The 25,130-nt window shown below is 33.0% G+C and carries 20 protein-coding genes; 10 read left to right on the top strand and 10 right to left on the bottom strand.

Going from position 1 to position 25,130, the window contains the following annotated elements:
• Positions 1-69: 69 nt before the first annotated feature.
• Both ACNFIH_RS14715 and ACNFIH_RS14710 read right to left on the bottom strand, forming a co-directional pair.
• Positions 70-1,119 carry a helix-turn-helix domain-containing protein gene (locus tag ACNFIH_RS14715; protein WP_426483721.1) on the bottom strand — a complete coding sequence of 350 codons (1,050 nt, stop codon included), beginning with the start codon at positions 1,117-1,119 and terminating at the stop codon, positions 70-72.
• Positions 1,120-1,122: 3 nt separating this feature from the next.
• Positions 1,123-2,184, bottom strand: coding sequence for a helix-turn-helix domain-containing protein (locus tag ACNFIH_RS14710; protein WP_426483720.1), 1,062 nt, complete (start codon positions 2,182-2,184; stop codon positions 1,123-1,125).
• Between the two features lie 196 nt (positions 2,185-2,380).
• Between ACNFIH_RS14710 and ACNFIH_RS14705 the strand changes: the two genes are divergently transcribed.
• The 3 genes from ACNFIH_RS14705 (at position 2,381) to ACNFIH_RS14695 (ending at position 7,766) form a co-directional block, all read left to right on the top strand.
• Positions 2,381-5,812 carry a hypothetical protein gene (locus ACNFIH_RS14705; RefSeq protein WP_426483719.1) on the top strand — a complete coding sequence of 1,144 codons (3,432 nt, stop codon included), beginning with the start codon at positions 2,381-2,383 and terminating at the stop codon, positions 5,810-5,812.
• A gap of 63 nt (positions 5,813-5,875) precedes the next feature.
• Positions 5,876-6,454: a hypothetical protein gene (locus ACNFIH_RS14700; RefSeq protein WP_426483718.1), complete on the top strand. Its 579-nt coding sequence runs from the start codon at positions 5,876-5,878 to the stop codon at positions 6,452-6,454.
• 226 nt (positions 6,455-6,680) lie between these two features.
• Positions 6,681-7,766 (top strand): glycosyltransferase, encoded by a 1,086-nt coding sequence (locus tag ACNFIH_RS14695; protein ID WP_426483717.1) that lies wholly within the window; start codon positions 6,681-6,683, stop codon positions 7,764-7,766.
• A 90-nt stretch (positions 7,767-7,856) separates the two neighbouring features.
• Here the strand turns inward: ACNFIH_RS14695 and ACNFIH_RS14690 are convergent, their stop codons facing one another.
• The 3 genes from ACNFIH_RS14690 to ACNFIH_RS14680 form a co-directional block, all read right to left on the bottom strand.
• Positions 7,857-9,167, bottom strand: coding sequence for a porin (locus tag ACNFIH_RS14690; RefSeq protein WP_035653336.1), 1,311 nt, complete (start codon positions 9,165-9,167; stop codon positions 7,857-7,859).
• Positions 9,168-9,332: 165 nt separating this feature from the next.
• Positions 9,333-10,412: a sensor histidine kinase gene (locus ACNFIH_RS14685; protein WP_426483716.1), complete on the bottom strand. Its 1,080-nt coding sequence runs from the start codon at positions 10,410-10,412 to the stop codon at positions 9,333-9,335.
• 210 nt (positions 10,413-10,622) lie between these two features.
• Positions 10,623-11,306 (bottom strand): response regulator transcription factor, encoded by a 684-nt coding sequence (locus ACNFIH_RS14680; protein ID WP_026728392.1) that lies wholly within the window; start codon positions 11,304-11,306, stop codon positions 10,623-10,625.
• 232 nt (positions 11,307-11,538) lie between these two features.
• On the opposite strand from ACNFIH_RS14680, the gene ACNFIH_RS14675 reads away from it, so the two are divergent.
• The 4 genes from ACNFIH_RS14675 to ACNFIH_RS14660 all read left to right on the top strand — a co-directional run bounded on the left by ACNFIH_RS14675 (position 11,539) and on the right by ACNFIH_RS14660 (position 17,297).
• On the top strand, positions 11,539-14,343 hold the full coding sequence (locus ACNFIH_RS14675; protein ID WP_426483715.1) for a TonB-dependent receptor domain-containing protein: 2,805 nt from the start codon (positions 11,539-11,541) through the stop codon (positions 14,341-14,343).
• Positions 14,344-14,542: 199 nt separating this feature from the next.
• Positions 14,543-15,736: a hypothetical protein gene (locus ACNFIH_RS14670; protein WP_426483714.1), complete on the top strand. Its 1,194-nt coding sequence runs from the start codon at positions 14,543-14,545 to the stop codon at positions 15,734-15,736.
• Positions 15,737-15,842: 106 nt separating this feature from the next.
• Positions 15,843-16,181: a T9SS type A sorting domain-containing protein gene (locus ACNFIH_RS14665; protein WP_426483713.1), complete on the top strand. Its 339-nt coding sequence runs from the start codon at positions 15,843-15,845 to the stop codon at positions 16,179-16,181.
• A 135-nt stretch (positions 16,182-16,316) separates the two neighbouring features.
• Positions 16,317-17,297 carry an acyl transferase gene (locus ACNFIH_RS14660; protein WP_426486726.1) on the top strand — a complete coding sequence of 327 codons (981 nt, stop codon included), beginning with the start codon at positions 16,317-16,319 and terminating at the stop codon, positions 17,295-17,297.
• A 60-nt stretch (positions 17,298-17,357) separates the two neighbouring features.
• On the opposite strand, the gene ACNFIH_RS14655 is transcribed toward ACNFIH_RS14660, so the two are convergent.
• The gene (locus tag ACNFIH_RS14655; RefSeq protein ID WP_426483712.1) at positions 17,358-17,705 is read right to left on the bottom strand and encodes a hypothetical protein; all 348 of its coding nucleotides are present in this window, start codon (positions 17,703-17,705) and stop codon (positions 17,358-17,360) included.
• A gap of 203 nt (positions 17,706-17,908) precedes the next feature.
• Positions 17,909-19,204, bottom strand: a complete 1,296-nt coding sequence (gene tyrS / locus ACNFIH_RS14650) for a tyrosine--tRNA ligase (RefSeq protein WP_426483711.1) — start codon at positions 19,202-19,204, stop codon at positions 17,909-17,911.
• 193 nt (positions 19,205-19,397) lie between these two features.
• Between tyrS and ACNFIH_RS14645 the strand changes: the two genes are divergently transcribed.
• Positions 19,398-20,630, top strand: coding sequence for a hypothetical protein (locus ACNFIH_RS14645; protein ID WP_426483710.1), 1,233 nt, complete (start codon positions 19,398-19,400; stop codon positions 20,628-20,630).
• Positions 20,631-20,772: 142 nt separating this feature from the next.
• Complete coding sequence (locus tag ACNFIH_RS14640) at positions 20,773-21,774, top strand: NAD-dependent epimerase/dehydratase family protein (RefSeq protein WP_426483709.1); 1,002 nt, start codon at positions 20,773-20,775, stop codon at positions 21,772-21,774.
• On the opposite strand, the gene ACNFIH_RS14635 is transcribed toward ACNFIH_RS14640, so the two are convergent.
• From ACNFIH_RS14635 to ACNFIH_RS14625, 3 genes are read right to left on the bottom strand one after another with little or no spacing between them, the layout of a single operon-like run.
• Complete coding sequence (locus ACNFIH_RS14635) at positions 21,775-22,245, bottom strand: DUF4296 domain-containing protein (RefSeq protein WP_426483708.1); 471 nt, start codon at positions 22,243-22,245, stop codon at positions 21,775-21,777.
• A 9-nt stretch (positions 22,246-22,254) separates the two neighbouring features.
• Positions 22,255-23,595 (bottom strand): dihydroorotase, encoded by a 1,341-nt coding sequence (locus ACNFIH_RS14630; RefSeq protein WP_426483707.1) that lies wholly within the window; start codon positions 23,593-23,595, stop codon positions 22,255-22,257.
• Positions 23,596-23,605: 10 nt separating this feature from the next.
• Positions 23,606-24,331, bottom strand: a complete 726-nt coding sequence (locus ACNFIH_RS14625) for a polyprenol monophosphomannose synthase (RefSeq protein WP_142451658.1) — start codon at positions 24,329-24,331, stop codon at positions 23,606-23,608.
• 107 nt (positions 24,332-24,438) lie between these two features.
• Between ACNFIH_RS14625 and ACNFIH_RS14620 the strand changes: the two genes are divergently transcribed.
• Positions 24,439-25,128: a DUF4271 domain-containing protein gene (locus tag ACNFIH_RS14620; protein ID WP_426483706.1), complete on the top strand. Its 690-nt coding sequence runs from the start codon at positions 24,439-24,441 to the stop codon at positions 25,126-25,128.
• Positions 25,129-25,130: the final 2 nt, after the last annotated feature.

The raw sequence follows: 25,130 nt of genomic DNA, 5'->3' as shown, positions 1-25,130 counted from the left end.
TTCTAAATCACGAAATGAGGTAATCGAAAGTTAAATCAGGAGTACGGATTTATAAATCGACACTCTATTTTACGGTTGTAGAGCCTGAAGCTGATAATTTAGAGGTGTCGTTCCGGTATGTTTTTTAAAGGCCGCAAAAAATGTCGACTTCGAATTAAAGCCAACATCGTAACCGACAGATTCTAATGTCAGTTTATCGTTTGAGGCAATAATTTCACAAGCATTATTGATTCTGAATTCATTCACGAAACTTGTAAAGTTCTTGCCAAGGTTATTATTTAAAAACTGAGACAATTGATGGCTTGATACATTTATTTCTTTGGATAAATCTTTTAAACTCAAATTCGGATTTTTATATAAGGCTTTTTCATTCATGATTTTTTCCAGCTTTTGCGTTAAAATTAGCGCTTCTTCATTGTTCAGTTTTTTATCTTTTTGAATGCTGAGAAGAAATAAATCATCTGTTCTTTTTCTGTATAAAAGCACCAGAATTATTAGATATAAAATAAAAGTAAAGGCAAGCGCTCCGGTAATACAGGAAACAAAAGGCATTCTTGAAAATCCTAAAAAATACGAGGTAAATATTGAAGCATTTCCCAGAAAAATTATTCCAAACCATCTTTCGGAAGGATTCGAATTATTATAATTCATAATTGTTTTTTGAAGCAATATTCGGCTTTCAAAACCTGAAAGAAAAATATAGGAAAACCACTGAAAGAAAATTAAAGCAACAAAATAATCATTCCATAAAACGGGATAATTTTGATACGGAAACACAAAACCAATTATTAAAATCGTACCGATCCAAATTCCTAAATGCCATTTCCATTGTTTAGAAACACGATTTCTGATTCCTGATTTTAGAATGTAATATAAAAACGGCCCGATTAACAAACAAGCTGAAAGTCCAATTTGAAGATAGGTTTTAGATAAATCAATATTAAAATAAACAAAAACCGTAACTGCAATTCTGACGCTTAAAACAAATAAAAGTGCTCCAAGAAAAAGATTAGAAAGATATTTTTTTTGGGTAAAAAACAGAAAATATAAACTCAGAATAAATCCGTTGAAGGCGCCCAAAGCTCCAAAAAAGAATAATATTTCTTTACCTAAACTCATCTTTTACATTTGCAAAGCCTGAAGCTGATAATTTAGAGGCGTTGTTCCGGTATGTTTTTTAAAAGCTGCAAAAAAGGTTGATTTCGAATTAAAACCAACATCATAACCAACAGATTCCAAAGTCAGTTTATCATTTGAAGTAATGATTTTACAAGCCTCATTTATTCTAAATTCATTTACAAAACTGGTAAAATTCTTTCCCAGATTATTATTTAAAAACTGTGATAATTGATGACTTGAGATATTAATTTCCCGCGACAACTCCTGTAAATTCAAATTTGGATTTTTATACAAGCCTTTTTCATTCATTATATTTTCTAATTTTTCAGAAATAAAAACGGCTTCGCCTGCATCTATTTTTTTTCCAGAAATCTTCTGACTATTCAGCAGAAACAAATCGTCGGTTTTTTTTCGGTATAAAAGAATAGAAATGATTAGATACAAAATAAAAGAAAAAACAACAGCGCCACTTATATAAGTTGCTGCCGGAGCACCCATAATCGCTAAAAAGTAAAAAAGAAATAATAAAAAATTTCCCAGAAAAAGAGTTCCAAACCACATTTCAGACGGACTGTTTTTTTCTTTTGTGTTGAAAATTTTCTTTAAAACACCTCGAATTGTAAATCCTGAAAGAATAATATATACAAACCATTGAAAGTAAATGATTCTAATAAAATAAAAACTCCAAAGCGTTGTATGAGTTTGATACGGATATAGTATTCCGGCGCCAACAATCAGGATTCCCCAAAACAGGAGCATCATTTTCCAGGATTTTGGCATTATATTAATTTCTTCAACCGCCGATCTTAGAAAATAATACAAACACGGACCAATAAAAAAACAAGCAGTAAGCCCTAACTGCAAATACATTTTTGGCAGTTCGGGATGAAAATAAACAAAAACAGATTTCCCAATTCGGATGCTTAATGCAAACAAAAGTGCACCAAGGAAATAATTTGTGAGGTATTTTTTCTTTGTAAAAAAGAAAAAATAAACTCCCAAAATAATTCCGTTGAAAGATCCCAAAGCGCTAAAAAAAAATAAGAGTTCTTTGCTGGTATCCATAATTTAAGTTCGTTATATCTTGAGCAAAGCTAAAAAAAAGATTGATTTATGATGAGAATTATACTTCAAATTATAATTAAAAATGCGGTTTAAAATGAGAAAACGAGCTTAAAACCAATCAATTGTCCAATAAATAAAAGCCTCACAATTTCTTGATTATAAATACTACTTTTGAATTTTTAGAGTTAAAGTATTTATGCTGAAAAAATTACTGTTTTTAACGGTTTTCATCTGGTTTTCTGGGCTTCATGCACAGGAAACAGAATCATCGTATAAAACAAAAAAAGTAATTGCTTCCCGCGACACCATTCATCTGGAAAAATTCAGCATAAATCCAAGTTACTTTCAGCTTCTGATTACTAAGAATGAAGTTATTGATTCTTCTTTTTATAAAATTGATTTTCAAAAAGGAACACTTCTTTTAAATGAAAAATTCACTTCGATTTCAGATACTTTAATTGTCAATTATTTAAAATATCCAGATTTCATTACCAAAGAATATAGTCTTTACAAATCAGATCAAGTAGTCAGTAATGAAGCTGGTTCTGAAAAACTGTATAAAATTGACAACAAAAACACCAAAAAAGTTGTTCCATTTGATGGTTTAAGTACTTCTGGAAGCATCACACGTGGCGTTACAGTTGGGAATAATCAAAATACGGTTTTAAATTCTAATCTAGATTTGCAGATTACCGGAAAAATCTCCGACAAAGTCAGTCTGCGGGCTTCTCTTCAGGACAATAATATTCCGTTACAGGATGGCGGTTATTCGCAAAAGCTGGATCAGTTTGACAATATTTTCATGGAACTTTTCAGCGACGATTGGAACATTCGCGCCGGCGATGTTTTTCTGGAAAATCATAAAACGCAATTTCTTAATTTCAATAAAAAGGTTCAGGGACTTTCTGCAAGTTTCGATTTTGACACTGAAAAAAGCAAAACCAACATTTTTGCATCGGTTGCGTTTGTGAAAGGACAATACGCAAAAAGCACTTTTACAGGACAGGAAGGAAATCAAGGTCCGTATAAATTGAAAGGTCAAAACGGCGAATTGTATGTTTTGGTCATTTCAGGTTCTGAGCGTGTTTATGTTAATGGTGTTTTGCTAAAACGTGGCGAAAACAACGATTATGTAATTGATTATAATGCGGGCGAAATTGTTTTTACTTCACTTTTCACAATCACTTCTGAAATGCGTATCAATATTGAATACCAATATTCGGAACGAAATTACAACCGACTGGTAACCTATGCCGGAGGTACGCATGAAAACAAAAATTGGAGTTTTGGCGGTTATATTTATTCTGAAAGCGATTTGAAAAATCAGCCGTTGCAGCAAAATCTTTCTGCAGATCAGGTTCAGGTTTTGAAAAATGCGGGCGACAATCCCGATTTAATGAAAGCGCCTTCGGCTTATGAAGATAAATATGCCGATAATAAAATTTTGTACAAAAAAAAGCTGGTTAATTCGGTTGAAGTTTATGAATATTCAAATAATTCTGCTGACGTTTTATATAATGTAAAATTCAGTCTTGTGGGAAATAATGCCGGAAATTATATTATTCAGAATAATAATTCGGTTGAAAGAATTTACGAATATGTGCCGCCGGTAAACGGAATTCTTCAGGGAAATTATGAACCAATTGTGCAATTAGTTCCGCCAATAAAACTTCAGGTTGCTACTTTTTTAGGAAAGTACAATCCAAATGAAAAAACACTTGCCGATTTTGAACTTGCCGTTAGCAATAATGACAAAAATTTATTCTCGGGTATTGACGATGGAAACAACGAAGGAATTGCTTTTAAAACCAATCTCAAAAAACGTCTTTTTACCAAAAGCTGGACACTTGATGCATTTGCAAATTATCAATATGTTGCAGAAAATTTCAAGTCGGTTGAGCGTTTATACAATATTGAATTTAACCGCGACTGGAACTTAAACACTACGCTTTTTGGAAATCAGAGTTTGTTATCCACTGGTTTTAATTTTGATTTATTTGCGAAGAAGAAAACTTCGAATGTTGGATTATTGACGTATCAATTTGAGAAATTAGATTTTAGCGAAAGTTATACAGGAACGCGCCACACTACAACCGCGTTTTTTAAAATAAAAAAATGGACTTTTGAAAATCAGGGAAGTTTCCTGAATTCAGATGCGACAACATCAACTTCAAAATTTATTCGAAATCAAACGCGAACGAAATATCATTTTGGTAAAAACTGGATTGGCGCCAGTATGCAACTTGAAGACAATCAGGAAAAAGACAAAACAACTAATCAATTTTCGGCTTTAAGCCAAAGATTTTCAGAATTTGGCGGTTTTGTCGGGCGTGGCGACAGTACTAAAGTTTTTGTGGAATTGGGTTTTCTGCAACGTAAAAATGACAGTTTACAAAATGGATTATTGCAACATGTCAACAATTCGCAGACTTATTATTTAAAATCGAAATTAATTCAGAATAAAAAAACAAATTTGGCGGTTTATGCGAGTTATAGAAATTTAGATTTTACAGATCCAAATCGGGGAAATGAACCTTCTTTGAATTCGAGAATTTTATACAATGACCGTTTCTTTAATCAATTAATCCAAGCTGGAACCGCTTATGAAACTAGTTCAGGAACTATTGCTCAACAGGAATTCACTTATATTGAAGTTCCAACTGGGCAAGGTGTTTATACCTGGAACGATTATAATGGTAATGGAATTCAGGAATTAGAAGAATTTGAAATCGCCCAATTCCCAGATCAGGCACGATTTGTCAGAATCTTTTTACCGAATCAAGTTTATATAAAAACCAATCAAAACAAATTTTCACAGTCGTTGACCCTGAACCCGACGCAATGGCAAAATGAAAAAGGTCTGAAAAAATTTGCTTCGTATTTCTATAATCAAACTTCCTTTATTATGGATCGAAAAGTAAAAAGCGAAGGCCAGCGTTTAGAACTAAATCCGTTTGATTCTTCTCAAGAAAATATTTTGGGGTTGAATTCAAGTTTGAGAAACAGTTTGTACTTTAATCGAGGCAAACAAAAAAATTCGGTTACCTATTCTTATTTAGTCAATAAAGGAAAAAATCTGCTTTCTGTAGGGTCGCAAAATGTCACGAACAATTCGCATCAATTGCAATACACCCATTTGTATAAAAAAACCTGGCTCTTTAATTTTTTCACCAAAACCATAAAAACCGATTTAGTTTCAGAAGATTTTGTAGAGAAAAACTATGATTTAAAAGGCTATCAGATTGCACCAAAAATCAGTTATTTATTTTCAAAAAACACAAGTCTGGATTTCTTTTATGAATTTCAGAATAAAGAAAACCAGATTGGAAATTTAGAAACTTTGGTTCAAAAAAGACTTGGAACTTCATTTTCATTTGCCGGAGAAAAGAAAATAACACTAAATGGAGAATTTTCTTTTTATGACAACAAATTTAGCGGAAATGAATTTTCATCGGTCGGTTATCAAATGCTTGAAGGACTTCAGGCAGGACAAAATTTAGTCTGGAAACTCCTCTTGCAGAAAAACATAACATCCTTTTTAGATATAAATTTAAACTATCAGGGCCGAAAAAGCGAAACTGGAGCAACCATACACACAGGAAACGTAAACCTTCGTGCATATTTTTAATGCGATGCGAAAAAGGTGACAATAAATTGATTAATTTTAATAGAAATTTAAACATGTAACCTTATGAAAAAATTATTATTACTTTGTTTTATAGTTGTTTTCTCATCTAATTTCTATGGTCAGGACGCCGCTGTAAAAGCAACAAAGAGCCAAACTGAAGCGGCTGCAAAAAAAGCAAAAGCTGACGCAAAAAAAGAAGCTGACAAATCTAAAAAAGCGGCAGACGATGCGACCGCAGCTTCAACAAAAGCTAAAAAAGAATCGGCTAGCGATGCTAAAAAAGCAGCAGACAAATCTAAAAAAGCAGCAGATGATGCAACCGCAGCTGCAACAAAAGTTAAAAAAGAATCAGCTAGCGCTGCTAAAAAAACTGCAGATAAAGAAGCTGCAAAAGCAAAAACCGAAGCTGACAAAGCAAAAAAATCAGCAACAAAAGCTGATGCTGCAAGCAAAAGTGCAAAAACGGAAGCCGATAAAGCTAAAAAATCAGCTTCTAAGACTTTAAAAGAAACAAACGAAAAAGCTCCAAAAACACCAGATAAAGTTACAGGAGAATACAACGGAAAAAAAGTATATACCGGACCAAAAGGCGGTAAATACTACATTAATAAAAATGGAAATAAAACTTATATTCAGGATTAGGGACTAAGGCGCTAAGGGGCTAAGGTTCTAAGTTATTGAAATACGACATTTAAAAAGCCGAACGCAAGTTCGGCTTTTTTGTTTATCAAGCAAAAACCTTAGTCCCTTAGAACCTCAGCACCTTAGAACCTCAAAAAAAATATTCAGTTAATAATTTAGTAATATGTCCGAAATATCATCAAAAACATATTTCTTTATCTTCGTTTTTTAAAAAGCGTATAAACATATGAGCATTGACTATTCTGCGAACAAAACAATTTTAGTTGCTCCATTAAACTGGGGATTAGGCCATGCCACTAGATGTATCCCAATTATCAAAGCGCTTCAAGAGAATAATTTCATTCCGATTATTGCTTCTGATGGAGTTGCACTTGCTTTATTGCGAAAAGAATTTCCGTATATACAAACTTTAGAATTGCCTTCTTATCATATTGAATATGCTAAAAATGGCAAAAATTTTAAATGGAAACTGATTAAGAATCTTCCAAAAATGATTACAGCCATTTTGGATGAGAAAAAAGTCGTGAATTCCTGGATCAAAAAACATGGAATTGACGGTATTATTTCTGATAATCGATTGGGCGTTTTCAGTAAAAGAGTTCCGTCTGTTTTTATGACACATCAATTGAATGTGATGACAGGAAACACAACTTGGTTTACAAGCAAGTGCCATCAGCATATTATTAAAAAATATACTGAATGCTGGGTTCCAGATACAAATGAAGGAACAAATCTTACTGGAGAATTAGGACATCTTAAAAATGATCATCTTAATTTAAAATATATTGGACCTTTAAGCAGAATGAAAAAAAAGGAAACACCAATAGTTTATGATTTAATGATTATTTTATCGGGTCCTGAACCTCAGCGTACTTATCTGGACGAAAAATTGCAAAAGGAAGTTTCTAATTTCAAAGGAAAAGTGGTCTTTGTTCAAGGTATCGTAGAGAAAGTACAAAGCAAATGGCAGGCAGGAAATGTTACCTATTATAATTTTATGAATTCAAAACAGCTGGAACAGACTTTCAATGAGAGTGAATTTGTTCTTTGCCGTTCTGGATATACAACTGTTATGGACTTGGCAAAATTGGGCAAAAAAGCTTTTTTTATTCCAACACCGGGGCAATATGAACAGGAGTATCTGGCGATTAAACTTCAGGAAGAAAATTTGGTACCGTATGCAATGCAAGACGACTTTACCATTGAAGATCTTTCAAAAGTAAAGTCGTTTAAAGGATTGTCCCAATTTAAAAATGATATTGACTGGGATAAATTATTTTCAGTTTTTGAAGAAAATAATTCTCAACAATAAAAAAATCCATTTCATCTGCGTCTATAATCAGAACACAGATGAAACGGATTCACTTCGTGAAGACGCGGATAAATACGGATTTTATTCTTTTTAGAAGTTAAACTGTGCCTGCAAACGCAATAAATTTCCTTCTTGTCTATTTATTGGGCGGGCGCTGTCTTCAAAAGTTCTATCGGCGATAACATATTCGGCAGTTAATTCGAATGCTTTGATTGGCTGCCATTCTATACCAAATTGGTAATCTCTCACCACATAACTTCTGGCATCTTTTTCATATTTTTTGCCTCCGTCATAATATTGAAATTGGGCGTAAGGATAAATATGTTGTTTCTTGTAATCCCATTTGTAATTCAGTAAAACATAACCTCCATTCAAACTCTTTTCGTCAACAGTATTTGTTGCTGGATTATAGCGAGGTCCTTTACCGATATTATATTCCGTTTGGATTCCGAAAGGTTTTGGATACAAAACAAAGGTTGCACCTACTCTTTCATCTTTCACATATTTAGGATCATTAACAATAACTCCAGTAGAAATTTCGTCTGTAAAAGCCCATTTTCCATCATACGCCTGAATTCCAGGCTCAATGATCTGGCTTCCAATTACAAAAGGATAAGAAACTCTGGCTACTACATTCAAATCTCTGTTTGCATCTATTTTATTGGCAATTTGTCCGTTATAAACTCCAAAAGCAAAAACTCCAAAATCGCCTGAACCTTTATAACCATCTTTTACTAACATGGCAAAACGCTCTCTGATTTCGGCTGGAGCCCAATAAAAAATCAGTCCCAAATCACGTTCATTTGCTATTGAACTGTTTATTGCATCTGCACGATCTAAGGTTAAACGTTGCGAACTAGACTGCATATTTATAAATCCATACGGAATTTTACTTTGTCCGACACGAACACGATATTCTCTTTTCTTATCAAAAGAAAGGTCAAAATACAAATCGCGAATTTGAACGAAATTTTGGATTCCGGTAACTGGTGAACTGGCAAAATCGGGTTGAAAATAGAAGAAAACATTAGGATGCACCTGACCAGAAAATACCAAACGGGCACGACGAATAAAAAGTCCGTTGTTTGCTTTTGCGTCTGGAGCGGTTGAAGTTGTTCCCCAAGATCTGTCACATTGGTCGCAAGCAACTTTATCATTTGTAGAAAACAAACCATTGTATCGAATTTGGGCATAACCTCTTAAAGAGATTTTATCGTACCAATGCTCTTCAATACCTCCTCCAGATTTTGTTTCTGGAAGTTTAGCTTTATTGATAGAATCTAAAATACGAAGTACTTCATTTTTTACTTCTTGTTTATTTACATTCTGCTGATTTACATCTTGCGCATTTACTGCTATTGTAAGCAATATTGTCATCACAAGAACTATTTTTTTTATCATTTTTCTTTTACCCTTAGTTTCAGGATGCAAAGATGACGCACCTATGTTAACAAATCATTAACCAGATGTTACTATAATAAAAATTTAATGTTAGGCACTGAAACCCAATGTTTCTTTAATGTTAAAAACCTTGTTTTACGGCTTCTAAGAAAAGCCAACTTACAATTATTTAACCTCAGCTTTTATCGTTTTGTTAGCTTTTTCGAGTGTAAAAGAGAATTCTGAACCAATTCCGAATTCACTTTCTACATAAACTTTTTCTTTATGAGCCTCAATAATATGTTTTACAATTGCTAATCCTAAACCAGAACCTCCTTCAGAACGCGTTCCGCTTTTGTCCACTCGGTAAAAACGTTCAAAAAGTCTTGAAATATTCTGTTTTTCAACACCTTCTCCGTTATCACTGATTCGGATTAATACTTTTTTCTTGGTAAGATTTACGACACCAACTTCGGTTAAACCGCCTTCTTTTCCGTATTTAATTGAGTTGACAATCAGGTTTTCCAGAACTTGCTGAATTCTGTCTTGATCTCCGCGAATAATTACGGATTGAACATTTTTACTTTCAAAAGCCAATTTAATTTTCTTTTTATCGGCTTTCATTTCCAATAAATCAAAGACATTCTGAATCAATTCAACAATATCAAAATCAGTCATATTCAAATCCAGATCTCCCGATTCTAATTTGGTAATCATATCCAAATCTTCTACTATATATATAAGACGCTCTACACCTTTTTCGGCGCGTTTTAAATATTTTTTACGAATGTTTTTATCATCCATCGCGCCATCAAGCAAAGTCGAAACATAACCCTGAACTGTAAATAGCGGCGTTTTAAGTTCGTGCGAAACGTTTCCTAAAAACTCTCTTCGATATTGCTCTCGAATTTCAAGCATTTCGATTTCAAGCTTTTTATCAGTCGCAAATTTTTTCACTTCTCGCGAAAGCGTTTCCATATCAGTTGTTATAGGCTGATTGATAAGCGGTGTTGATTCTAGCAATGAAACCTCATCGTAAATTTTCTTTACTCTTCTGTAAATGAAACGTTCAACGCGATATTGAAGCACTAAAAAAGAGAAAATATAAATTGAAATTATAAAAACGATTCCGAAAGCAATTTGATGTTTCAGTTGATTTTTATAGAATAAAGACATCAACATCAGTACAAATCCCGTTGAGAAAAGACTGATATACAATGCCGATTTTATTGCGAATTTGTATGTTTTTTTAAAATTGATTTTCATTAAAAATAGCTCCCATTAAGGGATTAAGTAAAATTAAGTTTAACTCAAAAACCATATAAAAAACTGAAGCTCAAGTAAACTTCAATTTCTTATATGGTTTAAATATAGTGAATGTTTTAAATAATTTGAGTGAGCTTAAAATTAACTTCAACACATTGTTACTAAAAACCTTAGCAACTTAGTATCTTAGAATCTTAGCTACTAAAAAGATTAAACTTCGAATTTATAACCAACACCTTTTATAGTTTTAAAAAGGTCTTCGCCAATTTTCTCGCGAAGCTTTCTAATGTGAACGTCGATTGTTCTTCCTCCTACAACCACTTCATTTCCCCAAACTTTATCAAGGATTTCATCTCTTTTGAAAACTTTCCCTGGTTTAGAAGCCAATAAATAGAACAATTCGAATTCTTTTCTTGGCAAAGCAATTTCAACATTGCCTTTTATGATCTTGTATTCTTCGCGGTTAATCTCGATTCCACCTACATTTATAGTGTCTGTAACGATTTCTTGTTCTTTTAACCTTCTTAACAAAGCCTTTACTTTACTGACCAATAATTTTGGTTTTATTGGCTTCGTGATATAGTCATCAGCACCTGCATCAAAACCAGCTACTTGCGAATAATCCTCACTTCTTGCGGTTAAGAATGTTATGATAACATTATTTAATTCTGGAATTTTTCTGATGTGTTCACAAGCTTCCATCCCGTCCATTTCGGCCATCATTACATCCATGATGATTAATTCTGGCAATTCTTTCTGAGCTTTTGCTATCGCTTCTTTTCCGTTTGAAGCTGTTACAATTTGATAGCCTTCCTGAGCAAGGTTATAGCCAACGATTTCTAAGATATCTGGTTCATCGTCAACTAATAAAATCTTGGTTTGTGTTTTTTTCATAAATAGCAAAAATTGAGATTTTGACATCAAATTTCATTTGTTATTATTTGATGTTTTTTATTTCACAGCGTAAAGATAGTAACAAAATAACCGTTAAAAATTGCGGTTAACGGTAATTTAATTTGGTAACAATTTGATAATCTTAGCAACACAAAAACATAACAAGTGGCTAACATGAACTTTACAATGCGTGTCTTTCTTTGCACCAAAATAAATTAAACACAACACTGAAATGAAATTCAATTTAAAATTTCTATTAATCACATTATTTATCTGTTCGATTTCGATCGCGCAAAACAAAGGTACGATTTCTGGTGTATTAACCGACAAAGAAACTAATAATGAAGTACTTCCTTTTGCAAATGTTTTATTAAAAGGAACAAACATTACTGCCAACACTGACATTGACGGAAAATATTCGTTAACTGTAAATCCTGGAACTTATACTATTATTTTTAGTTTCGTAGGATATGAATCTGTAGAAAAACCTGTTACTGTAAAAGCTGGAGAAACAGTTACTGTTAACCAAGTACTTTCATCAGGAAGTTATACTCTTAAAGATGTTGTTGTAAAATCGACAGCAAACAAAGAAAAAGAAACTGCTCTTTTATTAGACCAAAAAAATGCTGTTGTAATCAAACAAAGTATTGGTGCACAGGAAATGTCTAGAAAAGGTGTAAGCGATGTTGAAGAAGGTTTGACAAAAGTAACCGGAATTACAAAAGTAGGTTCAAGAGGAATATTTGTTCGTGGTCTTGAAGATCGTTACAACAACTTATTAATCAATGATCTTGCTGCTCCTTCAAACAGCCCATACTCAAAAATTGTTCCGCTTGATTTGTTTCCAACAAATATTGTAGGTGTAATTGATGTTTACAAAACTTTCAACCCAAATATTTATGGAGATTTTGCTGGAGGAACTTTTAATATTCAAACTTCAAAACCAACAAAAAATATTACTAAAATAAATCTTGGAGCAGGATATACAACTGGAAACAGCTTTAAAGATTTCTTGCTTTCTGGAGATGCAGATTCTGCTGCAGGATTCTTCGGATTTAATGGAAAAGACAGAGAGTTACCAAGTTTTTTAGGCGAAACTGCCGGAAGAACAACTTTCACACAAGATCAAGCATTAAATTCTGTAAGCGGAGATAAAGGTTTTAACGTAAGCAAAAGCAAAAGCCCTCTTAACTCAAGCTTCAACTTTTTGCACGCAGAGAAATTTGACTTAAGCAACAACCGTAACGTTTCATATTTATTATCGCTTAATTTTGATAATAGCTTTGCAGTTAGAGAAGGTGTTAACAGAACATTGCAAACACTTGGTGACAAATACAACAACGATTTCATCAATACTGAATACCGTTTCAAAACCAGTACTTCTGCTTTAGTAGGTGTAAATTATTCAGCTGAACGATACAAATTATCTTTCAACACTTTATACTTAAAAACAACATTAAACTCAATCTTAGATCAATACGGAGTTTTAAGCAATAACGGTATCAACAACAACTTTATCCGTACGAATCAATTGGATAAAACAGATTATTTAAATGCTCAATTATTAGGAGAATACAATTTGACAGAAGATAAAAACCAAACTTTAAAAGGTGGTGTATCTTATGCAAATACAAAATATGGTCAACCAGACAGAAAATTCTACACTGGTACTCAGGAATCTGAAAATCAAATCAATACTTCTTATGGAGCAAACAATTTCTTACGTCAATATTTAAGTGTTGACGGTAATGTGTATGTTTCAGGATTGCTAGAGTACAACTTAAAATTTGGAAAAGAAAAACAAAACAAATTGACTGTTGGTTATAATGGAAACTTTTCTAAAATGGAATCTTCTTACCGATTTGTTGCAAGTTATGGTAGTGCTTTTTCATCAAATGATATAAACAATATCGATAGTAAAATCAGAACTGACATCAGTAACGGTTCTGTATATTTTGCTGAAAGTTCAAACGCAACTTACAAAGTTAAACTTAACGAAAGTGCTAATGCAGGTTATGCAAATTTATTCTGGAAATTTGCTGACAAGTTTGAGCTTAACGGAGGTTTGAGAGTTGAAAACACGATCAAAGAAACCCACTTCAGAACTTTAGGTTCTTTTGATGATCCGTTCAAAGTAAAAACATACAACAATCTTTATGTTTTACCTTCTGTAAACTTGAAATATTTAATGACAGAAACATCTAACATTCGTTTCGCTGCAAGTAAAACATATACAAAACCAGTTGTAATGGAAGCTTTCCCGATCTCATACATCAATGCTGACAATACTTCTACACAAGGTAATTCTTTATTGAAAAATAGCGACAATTATAATGTTGATTTGAAATATGAAATATTCCCAACATCTAAAGAAATGTTAGCTTTTGGTGTTTTTGGAAAATATATTGACAATCCAATCGAAAGAACATTTATTGCAAATGCAACTTCTGGAACTGTAACTACTTTCTTGAATTCAGACAATGCAACTTTATATGGAGCAGAAGTTGAATTCCTTTTAGGACTAAATAGAATTAGTGATAAATTAGAGCATTTCTCTTTCGGATTGAATGCTTCATTAATGTCAACAAAAGTAAATGTTGCAAAAACATACGAATCTCAAGATGAAGACGGAGTTGTAACGGTTAAAAACTCTATTGAAACACACCAAACAAGATCATTGCAAGGTGCATCAGACTGGTTAGTGAATTCTGATTTAAAATATGAATTTACTTTAGGCAAAGATTGGACAAACACTATGTCTCTTGTTTACGGCGTATTCGGAAAAAGGATTTACGCAGTAGGTACAAACGGTCAGGATAACACTTATGAATTACCGGTATCTCAATTAGACTTTGTTTGGGGAAGCAAAATTTCAGACCATTTTGATGTGAAGTTTACAGCAGATAATTTACTAAACCCTGCAAGACAATTAGAATTTGGAAACAACGGAACAGTAAAAGTTGACGAACCATCTTTATTAGCAAACAGCTACAAAAAAGGAGTAGGATTCTCAGTTAAAGTTGGCTATACATTCTAATATTAAGAACATAACAAACTTGAAAGCTCCAGATATCTGGAGCTTTTTTTATGGCTACAATTTGCAAAGATTCACTTAACATTCTCTTCACATTTTAATCAATTTTTGGTAACCGTAATGTAATATTGAGATAACACCTTAAAAAGATTAACCTCATAATTTTGACAAAAATAAAAACGAATAATACAACACAAAAACTATGAAAACTAAAATTCTTGCTTTAGCACTTGCTACAGGTTTATTTTTTAATTCTTGCTCAAGCAGTGACGATTCAACTCCTGTTACACCACCTGCTACAGGCGAAATTACAGGTCCTATCACTGCAAACAAAACTTATGCTTACGGAAACTACACATTAAAAGGAATTGTAAAAATCAATTCAGGAGTAACTGTAACTTTTGACGCAGGATCTACAATCACTATAGACAAAGCTACCGGAGACAACGCTTTAGTTGTTTTAAACGGAGGAAAATTAATCATCAACGGAACTGCTGATAAACCAGTTGTGTTTACAGAAAAATCTAAAGTTCCAGGTTCTTGGGGAGGTATCATCATGTACGGTGATGCACCTGCAAAAGTTGCTGGAGGAGGAACTTCTTCTACTTCTGAAGACGGGAACAACATCTCTTACGGAGGATCAAATGCAACTCACAATGGTGGTTCATTAAACTATGTAAGAGTTGAGTACGCTGGTTCTAAATTAGCAGACGGTAACAAAGAAAACAACGCTTTCACATTCTACTCTGTAGGTTCTGGAACAACTTTAGATCACTTAGTAGCTTACAAAGGTGCTGATGACGGATTCGAATTCTTCGGAGGAACTGCAAGTATGACAAATGCTATTTCTTACGGAAATACTGATGACTCTTTTGACTGGCAAGATGGATGGCAAGGTCAAGCTAATACTAACTGGTATGCTTACCAAACTGGAAAAGGTAACTACGGAATGGAAATCGAAGCGTCTGCAAATGACAATGCTTTCGGACCAAAAGTTTCTAACATTACTTTAAAGAGAGAATCTACTAACGTTCCTGAAGGTGCAGACAACCAAGTTGATGCTTTCCAATTCAAAAGAGAAGGTAACGGAGAATACAGCAACATCGTTGTTGATGGTTACGGAAACTTCACAGTTCCAAATAGCACAACTACTTACCAAGGTGCTGTAGTAAGTATCTTAGATGCAGCTACAAATGATCACCAAGTAAAAACATCAAAAATTAAAATTTTAAACATCAAAATTTCTAACACAACAAACATCATCCCAATCGCTGGTGCTTCAACTTTTACAGTTGCTTTCCCAACTGGAACTTTCACGCCAAGTTCTACAGCGACTGGAGCTTCATTAACTGCTGGAGCTTGGGCTACAGTTGATGGTGTAAGTTTGATCAAATAATTTACTTCGAACATAAATTGTTAAAAACATCCTAAATATTTAGGATGTTTTTTTTTGGCGTAATTTTTGTAATTTTTTTTGTATATTTACTTATCAAATAAATGCGATGGCAAAAAACTACTTTTATATTACATTCTTATTGGCTTTTTTCTTTACTGTAAGTGTCTCGGCACAAGACAGTAAACAATTACCAAAACCTCAAGAGTCTACTTCTATCGAGGGTTTAAGCTTGTACCCTAACCCAGTTACTAACGGAAAAGTATTTATTTCGACCAAAAATGATTTAGAAAAAGAAATAATCATTTTTGATCTTCTGGGCAAAAAAGTACTCCAGACGCATTTAAGCTCACGAGAATTGAACGTTTCAGATTTGGTTCCAGGCGTTTATATCATCAAAATAAGTGAAGAAAATGCATCCGCAACCCGAAAACTGATTATCAGATAAATATAAAAAAAGCTCCTTCTTGGGAGCTTTTTTAGTTTTCAGTCGCAGTCTTTGTTTTCAGTTAAACTAAACCCAAAAACCGTGGTCGAAAACTGAGACTAAAAACTAAAAACAATATCTTTGCAAAAAAAAGTTTTGATTACAGCCAGCGATATCTTTACCATTTCAAGTCAGAAACAATTTGAAAAAATAGCACTAAAAGTGTTTCGTTTTCAGCACGAGAACAACAAAGTATATCGTGATTTCTGTGATTTTTTAAACGTAAATCCGCAACAGGTAAAAACATTGAAACAAATTCCGTTTTTGCCAATTCAATTTTTCAAAACTCATGAAGTAATTTCTAATTCAGGTTTGCCACAAGTTACTTTTACCAGCAGCGGAACAACCGGAATGGTCACAAGCCGACATTTGGTTACCGACGTTTCACTTTACGAAGAAAGTTATCGCCAGGGATTTTCTCAGTTTTACGGCAATATTGAAGATTATGTCGTTTTAGCCCTTTTACCGTCTTATTTAGAGCGCGACGGCTCTTCGTTAATTTATATGGTAGAAGATCTTATAAAGCTCTCTAATCAACCTGAAAGTGGGTTTTATTTACACAACCACGAAGAACTTACCCAGAAACTAATCGAACTAGATAATGCCGGACAAAATGTAATCTTGATTGGCGTTACTTACGCATTGTTAGATTTAATCGAAAAACACCAATTTCAGCTTCAAAATACCATTATAATGGAAACTGGCGGAATGAAAGGAAAACGCAAAGAAATGATTCGCGAAGAATTACACGAAATTTTATGCAAAGGTTTTGGTGTTTCTTCAATTCATTCTGAATATGGAATGACCGAACTTCTTGCGCAAGCTTATTCATTAGGAGACGGTATTTTTGAATGTCCAACATGGATGAACATTTTAGTTCGTGATCCTGAAGATGCACTTACATATGTAAATGACGGAAAAACAGGCGGAATCAATGTTATTGATTTAGCTAACATCAATTCATGTTCCTTTATTGCAACGCAAGATTTAGGCAAAAAATATCCCAACAACTCTTTCGAGGTATTGGGACGTTTTGATAATTCCGATATTCGTGGTTGTAACTTGATGGTTTTGTAAAATGTTTAATAGTTGATTTGTTTATTCGTTTAACCGAAAAAATCTAAAGCAGAATATTTATTAATCTTGATTATCATTCTCGATTCCAATATTATCTATACTGTCTTCTTTTAACAATTCTCTTTCTTTTTCACCTCTGTATTCTAAAAGTTTATATATTCCATAACAGGCTAAAACGCCACAAACTATAAAAAGCAAATTCCATCCAGGATTTACAGAAGCTTCATCTACAGCACTCGGATCATCAAGAATAGCCAAGACAATTCCTAAAACAAATCCAGAAATAATTGTTCCTCCATAATACGACACAATTCCAATAAAAAAATAGAGCCATTTGTTCTTTTCATTTTTTTCGGCCAAATCAGCAAATGCTTTCCAAATCCAATAAATAAATAAAAATCCAATCATAATTAGGTTAATAGTTTTTGGTTAGAGAATAAACTTACTAAAAAAACATTCGATTTCAATTTCATACAAAACAAAAAATCCCAACAACTTTTTCAAGCTATTGGGACATTTTGATGATATTTTTAACGTTGATTTGTTTAATTGTTTAACCGTCTATTTAAAAATCGATTAAACAATTAACCGATTAAACAGTTAAACAAAATTTAAACAGTTCTAATCACAAAATAATTTTTCTTTCCACTTTGCAATAACACAAACTGATTATTAATTAAATCATTTGCTGTCAAAACAAAATCTTCTTTGATTTTTTCTCTGTTTACCGAAATTGAATTCGCAGTTAAAGCTCTTCTTGCTTCTCCGTTTGATTTAAAGAAACCTGTTTTTTCGTTTAAAACAGTAATAATCTCTAATCCATTTTCTAAATCTGCTTTTGCGATTTCAGCTTGCGGAACTCCGTCGAAAACTTCCAAAAAAGTCTTTTCATCCAATTTTTTCAAATCTTCAGCAGTTGAATTTCCGAACAAGATATTTGAAGCCTGAATTGCTTTTTCCAACTCTTCTTTGCTATGAACAAAAATCGTGATTTCTTCAGCTAATTTCTTCTGTAAAACTCTTAAATGAGGAGCCGCTTGATGTTCAGCAATTAAAGCATCAATAGTTTCTTTATCTAAGAAAGTAAAGATTTTAATATATTTTTCAGCATCTGCATCTGTAGCATTTACCCAAAACTGGTAAAATTTGTAAACCGAAGTTTTATCGGCGTCAAGCCAAACATTTCCACCTTCTGATTTTCCAAATTTAGATCCGTCTGCTTTTGTAATTAATGGAGTTGTCAAGGCAAAAGCTTTTGCATTTTCTCCACCAATTCTACGAACCAATTCTGTACCTGTGGTGATATTTCCCCATTGGTCAGAACCTCCCATTTGCAAAAGGCAGTTATTGTTTTTATATAAATGATAAAAATCGTATCCCTGAATTAATTGATATGTAAATTCTGTGAAAGACATTCCTTCACCCTCTCCGTTAATTCTTTTTTTAACCGAGTCCTTCGCCATCATGTAATTTACGGTGATTCGTTTTCCAACTTCACGTGCAAAATCAATAAACGAGAATTCCTTCATCCAGTCATAGTTATTCACCATAATTGGACCATTTGGTTCATTTGAATTAAAGTCTAAGAAGCGAGATAGAACACTTTTGATTCCGGCAACATTTTTAGCCAAAGTTTCTTCGTTCAACAGATTTCTTTCGTCAGATTTTCCAGAAGGATCACCAATCATTCCGGTCGCGCCACCCACAAGAGCAACTGGCTGATGACCAAAATTCTTTAAATGAACCAATAAAATAATCTGAACCATACTGCCAATGTGCAGCGAATCTGCCGTTGGATCAAAACCAATATAAGCCGATGTTACCTCTTTTAGCAATTGTTCTTCCGTTCCTGGCATGCTATCATGGTACAAACCGCGCCATTTTAATTCTTCAACTAGATTCTTCATTTTTATAATATTTTGCGCAAATATAATCAATGGCAATGGCAATATCAAAAAGCAACGACAATATCAAAAAAACAATTCTAAAAATAGATTTTAGCAATAATCCTAAAGAACTTTAAACCCATAAACAAAAATGCGGGAAACCGTAAAAAAGCCTAAATTATTTTATATACTTTCGGCAACCTAAATTACTAACATGAAAAAAATTTTACTCCTTACATTATTCCTTTATTTCTCTGCAATTAATGCTCAAATTTCTTTTGAAAAAGGGTATTTTATTTCTAACAACGGAACAAAAACTGAATGTTTCATAAAAAACATCGATTGGTACAATAACCCTATTGATTTCAAATACAAAATCAATCTTAACGATAGTGATTCTAAAACAGAAACAATAAAAAACATCACGGAGTTTGGGATTGAAAACAATGTGACCTACAAAAGAGCAAGCGTAAAAATTGATGAATCAAGCAACAAATTAGACAATTTGTCAACAAATAAAAATCCAATTTGGAAAGACGACACTGTATTTCTGAAAGTTTTAATAAAAGGCGATGCTACATTATATCAATACGTAAATGGAGATATGATGCGATTTTTTTATGAAACAAAAGAAAGACCACTTGAACAACTAGTCTATAAAGAATATTTTGTTGTTAATGATAATGGCGGAAAAACTACTGATGTAAACACTTTTTACAAACAGCAACTTTACAACAATGTAAAAAGCGAGACAACGACATTAAATGAAATTAAAAAACTTGAATACAAAAAAGAACAGCTAGTTAAATACTTTATAAAGTACAATCATCTTGATGCAAATACTGTAAAACAAAATTCAAGCAACGAAACTAAAAGTATATACTTACTCAAAATAATGGCTGGAATAAGTTCTCAGTCACTAAGTATCAACAGCTCTCAACCATCTGGATATACAAACGCAAAATATGACAACAAAATTTCTCCAAAATTTGGAATCGAAGGCGAATATATCCTTCCCGTCAACAAAAACAAATGGAGCATATTTATGAATCTAGCTTACCAAAAATATGAAGACAGTCAAGAATACGGCATAATAACAAGCATTAACAATGGGCAAACAATTCAACATCCATCAGAAGTTGAATACACTAATTTACAGATGCCAATAGGTTTACGCCACTATCTTTTTTTAAACGACAATTCAAAAATATTTATCAATGCAGCCTATGTTCTTAATCTTTACGGAAAATTCACTTTAAAAAGCTCTCTTATCAATTTAGAAAGCAAAAGTGAAAACAATTTTGCATTAGGACTTGGATACAATTACAAAAACAAGCTCAGTGCAGAAGTAAGAGCTAATTTAAAAAAGAATCTTCTCCGTGAATATACAGTTTTCAAAACTGATTATAGCACTATAGACCTATTGTTTACATATACCATTTTGTAAAACTCTTGCCGCAAAGGCGCTAAAACTCAACGATTATAAAAACTTTACGTCTTAGTGCCTTTGTGGCAAAATTCAAAAAAACCTTTGCAACTTTGAACCTCTGCCTCTTTGCCACTTTACAACAAAAAGTTATATTTACAAAATGATATTAATAACAGGAGGAACAGGTTTAGTAGGCTCACATTTATTACTTCATTTACTTGAAAATGGAGAAAATGTTCGGGCTATTTACCGCAATCAAAGCGGTATTCAAAAAACAAAATCGGTTTTTGAACTTTACCAAAAAAGTAATTTATTTGAAAAAATAGAATGGCTTGAAGCCGATATTTTAGACGTTCCTTCTCTGGAAATTGCTTTTGAAAATATCGATTATGTTTACCACTGCGCAGCTTTAATTTCATTTGATCCAAAAGATGAAGATGCACTTCGAAAAACCAATATTGAAGGAACTGCCAATATGGTCAATTTTTCGATTGCCCGCGGAATAAAAAAATTCTGTTTTGTAAGTTCTATTGCGGCTTTAGGAGATTTGGCTTCTCATGAAAAAGAAATCACTGAAGAAACCGATTGGAATCCTGAAAAACCACACAGCGATTATGCTATTTCTAAATATGGAGCCGAAATGGAAGTTTGGCGCGCTGTTCAGGAAGGTTTGGATATTGTAATTGTAAATCCGGGTGTGATTTTAGGTCCAATTCCGAAAACAAAAGATGCACAACAAGGAAGTGCCGAATTATATGTGAAAGTTAGAAACGGACTTCCATTTTACACGCTAGGAAGCACAGGTTTTATCACTGTTGACGACGTTGTCAAAATCGCGTATCAGTTAATGAAAAGCGACATCAAAAATGAACGCTTTACCTTAATTGCCGAAAATGTAGTTTTTAAAGATATTCTCGATACGATTGCCACGGCTCTAAAAGTCAAAAAACCACATATTCACGCAAAACCATTTTTAATGAATTTCCTTTGGATGGCAGATGGTGTGTTTTCTACTTTGTTTTTTCAAAAAAGACGTCTTACTAAAGCAACAGCAAAATCTTCATATACCAAAGATTTATATTCCAACCAAAAAATAAAAACCGCTCTAGGAACGGTTTTTCAAGATGTACAGGAGTACATTATAAATATTTCAAAACTTTAATTATCGATCTAAAAGTTTTTCTCTGCTGTTAGGATTAACATTTGCAGGGTTTGATGCGCTTTTTATAGAATCTTTAGGTTTTTCAATTGCTTTCTTTTTTGCTGCTTTTGCCGCTTTTTTCTCTTCTATTCTAAGAAGTGAATCTGTCGCTCTTTCCTGAACTGCCAATCGCTTGCCCAATTCATCAAACATGTCTTTATACGTTTCATAATCTGCTGCGTAATAAATATTGCTTTGAGCAAACTGCAGACTATCCACTTTATATTTTTTAAAAATAAATTTCTTCGGATCTGATTCAACCGAATCTAATGAAAGCGGATTTTGATATTTGATTGCTTCCAAAAGAGACAAATCATACATAATATCAACCATTTTTCCTTTCTCAATAAGTCCTTTTGGCTCTTTTACAAGCTCTTTTTTGCAGCTTACAGAAAGAAACAAAACCAATATTATAAATACAAAATTCTTCATTTCCGTTTTTTATCTGTCAAATAATAATCTTTTTCCGGCGCGTACATCTTTTACTTTAAAATTGTTGTAAACCATTTCTCCGTTCACAAAAGTATGCGTGATTCTCGATTTGAAAGCCATATTTTCAAAAGGTGACCAACCGCATTTGTATAAAATATTATCCGAATTTACACTCCAAGGCAAACTTGGATTTACAATTACTAAATCGGCATAATAACCTTCTTTGATAAAACCTCTTTTTTCGATTTTAAAAATTTTAGCCGGATTGTGGCACATTTTCTCCACAATTTTCTCCACGCTGATTTTTCCCTGATGATGCGCTTCAAACATTGCAACTACTGCATGCTGTACAAGCGGACCTCCAGATGGCGCTTTCAAATACGATTGCTGTTTTTCTTCTTTTGTATGAGGCGCGTGATCCGTTGCAATAACATCAATTCGACCGTCATTTAAAGCTTTCCAAAGTTCAGCACGATCTTCAGCAGTTTTAACAGCTGGATTCCATTTTATGTAATTCCCTTTTGTTTTGTAATCTTCATCGGTAAACCAAAGATGGTGTACACAAACCTCAGCAGTAATTTTTTTATCTTCTAACGGAATTTTATTCGTAAACAATTCCATTTCCTTAGCAGTCGAAAGATGGAAAATATGAAGTCTTGCTCCTGTTTTTTTTGCCAAAGCAACCGCTTTTGAAGAAGAAATGTAACAAGCCTCAGTACTTCTAATCAAGTGATGCGCCGTTACCGGAATATCTTCTCCGTATTGTTCTTTAAACTTCGCAAGGTTATTTTGAATTGTAGTTTCATCTTCGCAATGAACCGCAATTAACATTGGAGTACTTGAGAAAATTTTCTCTAAAGTCTCTTCTCTGTCAACCAACATATTTCCAGTTGAAGAACCTAGAAAAATCTTAATTCCGGCAACATTTTTTGGATTTGTTTTTAGAACTTCTTCCAAATTATCATTTGTTGCTCCCATCATAAACGAATAATTCGCAAATGATTTTTGAGAGGCAATCTGGTATTTTTCTTCTAAAATTTCTTGAGTTACTGCATTCGGAACCGTATTTGGCTGTTCGATGAAAGAGGTAATTCCTCCCGCAACTGCCGCTCTTGATTCTGATTCAATATCACCTTTGTGCGTTAATCCCGGTTCTCTAAAGTGAACCTGATCATCAATCGCGCCAGGAATTAAATAATTTCCTTCGGCATCAATCACTTTGCAATCTGAAGTTTTTAGGCTGATGCTGTCTGAAACCTCAACAATCAAATCATTTTCGATCAATACATCACCCTCAAAAATTGATCCTTCGTTTACAATTTTAGCGTTTTTTATTAAAATCCTGTTCATCGCCTTTTGTTTATAATGTATTGAATAATTTTTTTAATCGAAGAGAAATTACACCGAGAATAGCTTCCTTAATAATGGCGTTGCTCATTTTAGAAACTCCTTTTGTTCTGTCTGTAAAAATAATTGGAACTTCAGTTATCTCAAATTTACCACAATAAGTTCGATATTTCATCTCAATTTGAAAAGCATATCCAACAAATTTGATTTTGTTCAGATTAATTTTTTCCAAAACCTCTCTTTTATAACAAACAAAACCTGCTGTAGCATCGTGAATTTTCATTCCGGTAATGAACTTAACATAAACCGAAGCAAAATACGACATCAAAACACGGCTTAAAGGCCAATTCACCACATTTACACCTGTAACATAACGAGATCCAATAGCTAAATCGGCACCTCCAAAATGACAGGCGTCAAATAATTTTTCAAGATCATTTGGGTTGTGTGAAAAATCGGCATCCATTTCAAAAATAAAATCATATTTACGCTCTAGTGCCCATTTAAAACCATGAACATAAGCTGTTCCTAAACCTGATTTTTTCGCTCTTTTTTCCAAAAATAATTTACCAGGATATTCTTCCTGTAATGCAATTACTTTATTTGCGGTATGATCTGGAGAATTATCATCAATAATTAAAAGATGAAAAGATTTATGTTGCGAAAGAACAGCTCTCACTATACTTTCGATGTTTTCAATTTCGTTATAAGTAGGAATTATGACAATGCTATCACTCATTTTTTTCTCGGTAATTTCACCGCAAAAGTAAACTTTTTATAGCATTTGCTTCATAATAAATCTATAATAAAACTATTGATATAAAAAATTACTAATTTTGTGACACTATGATTGAACACCTTCATCCACGAATTATTGAAAACAAAGACTGGGCAACTGCTTTATTTGTCCTGACTTTTGCCGTTGTTGCAATTACAAAATCTGCTTATGAAACCCGATTTTCGGAATTCAGTAAGCTTATTATTTCTGATAAATATGCCAAAATCTATCGTGACAACAGCCACATGAAAAGCAGTTTTACGGTTGGATTATTTTTTGTACAAATTATCTCGTTTGCTTTTTTTATTCAACTGGCGATGCATATTTTTTCAGAGAATTCAAAAAGCGCAGAAATTGTCCTAAAAACCGACTGGATTTTATTTATTCAGATTGCAACATTCCTACTCTATTTTATTTTGGCAAAATATTTAGTCGAGAAAATTGTCGCAACTTCCTTTAATATTGAAGAATTTGTTGATCTTTTTAACTTACAAAAAGTCACATATCGAACTTATATTGGCGTTTTATTGCTTCCTATCAACGCGGTTTTATTTTATTATGACAATATTCCGAGCATTGTTCCGTTGGCAATCATAGGTATTTCGCTGTGTATAAGTATATACTCCTATTTTATTTCAATTAAAACGTATCAAAATGCAATAATCGGCAAGTTATTTTATTTTATTTTATATCTTTGCGCTCTTGAAATAGCCCCTTATTATTTTCTCTATTATTGGATAACAAAAGGGAGTGCTTAGAA

The organism is Flavobacterium sp. 2 (assembly GCF_049949195.1).
In the GTDB taxonomy this organism is placed as follows: domain Bacteria; phylum Bacteroidota; class Bacteroidia; order Flavobacteriales; family Flavobacteriaceae; genus Flavobacterium.
Note: the sequence above shows the minus strand (reverse complement) of the source record. Positions and strands in the feature narration are given on the sequence as shown.

Coding starts and splice junctions, on each gene's coding strand:
- ACNFIH_RS14715 (WP_426483721.1), bottom strand. CDS start 1,119: ATGAGTTTAGGTAAAGAAATATTATTCTTTTTTGGAGCTTTGGGCGCC.
- ACNFIH_RS14710 (WP_426483720.1), bottom strand. CDS start 2,184: ATGGATACCAGCAAAGAACTCTTATTTTTTTTTAGCGCTTTGGGATCT.
- ACNFIH_RS14705 (WP_426483719.1), top strand. CDS start 2,381: ATGCTGAAAAAATTACTGTTTTTAACGGTTTTCATCTGGTTTTCTGGG.
- ACNFIH_RS14700 (WP_426483718.1), top strand. CDS start 5,876: ATGAAAAAATTATTATTACTTTGTTTTATAGTTGTTTTCTCATCTAAT.
- ACNFIH_RS14695 (WP_426483717.1), top strand. CDS start 6,681: ATGAGCATTGACTATTCTGCGAACAAAACAATTTTAGTTGCTCCATTA.
- ACNFIH_RS14690 (WP_035653336.1), bottom strand. CDS start 9,167: ATGATAAAAAAAATAGTTCTTGTGATGACAATATTGCTTACAATAGCA.
- ACNFIH_RS14685 (WP_426483716.1), bottom strand. CDS start 10,412: ATGAAAATCAATTTTAAAAAAACATACAAATTCGCAATAAAATCGGCA.
- ACNFIH_RS14680 (WP_026728392.1), bottom strand. CDS start 11,306: ATGAAAAAAACACAAACCAAGATTTTATTAGTTGACGATGAACCAGAT.
- ACNFIH_RS14675 (WP_426483715.1), top strand. CDS start 11,539: ATGAAATTCAATTTAAAATTTCTATTAATCACATTATTTATCTGTTCG.
- ACNFIH_RS14670 (WP_426483714.1), top strand. CDS start 14,543: ATGAAAACTAAAATTCTTGCTTTAGCACTTGCTACAGGTTTATTTTTT.
- ACNFIH_RS14665 (WP_426483713.1), top strand. CDS start 15,843: ATGGCAAAAAACTACTTTTATATTACATTCTTATTGGCTTTTTTCTTT.
- ACNFIH_RS14655 (WP_426483712.1), bottom strand. CDS start 17,705: ATGATTGGATTTTTATTTATTTATTGGATTTGGAAAGCATTTGCTGAT.
- tyrS (WP_426483711.1), bottom strand. CDS start 19,204: ATGAAGAATCTAGTTGAAGAATTAAAATGGCGCGGTTTGTACCATGAT.
- ACNFIH_RS14645 (WP_426483710.1), top strand. CDS start 19,398: ATGAAAAAAATTTTACTCCTTACATTATTCCTTTATTTCTCTGCAATT.
- ACNFIH_RS14640 (WP_426483709.1), top strand. CDS start 20,773: ATGATATTAATAACAGGAGGAACAGGTTTAGTAGGCTCACATTTATTA.
- ACNFIH_RS14635 (WP_426483708.1), bottom strand. CDS start 22,245: ATGAAGAATTTTGTATTTATAATATTGGTTTTGTTTCTTTCTGTAAGC.
- ACNFIH_RS14630 (WP_426483707.1), bottom strand. CDS start 23,595: ATGAACAGGATTTTAATAAAAAACGCTAAAATTGTAAACGAAGGATCA.
- ACNFIH_RS14625 (WP_142451658.1), bottom strand. CDS start 24,331: ATGAGTGATAGCATTGTCATAATTCCTACTTATAACGAAATTGAAAAC.
- ACNFIH_RS14620 (WP_426483706.1), top strand. CDS start 24,439: ATGATTGAACACCTTCATCCACGAATTATTGAAAACAAAGACTGGGCA.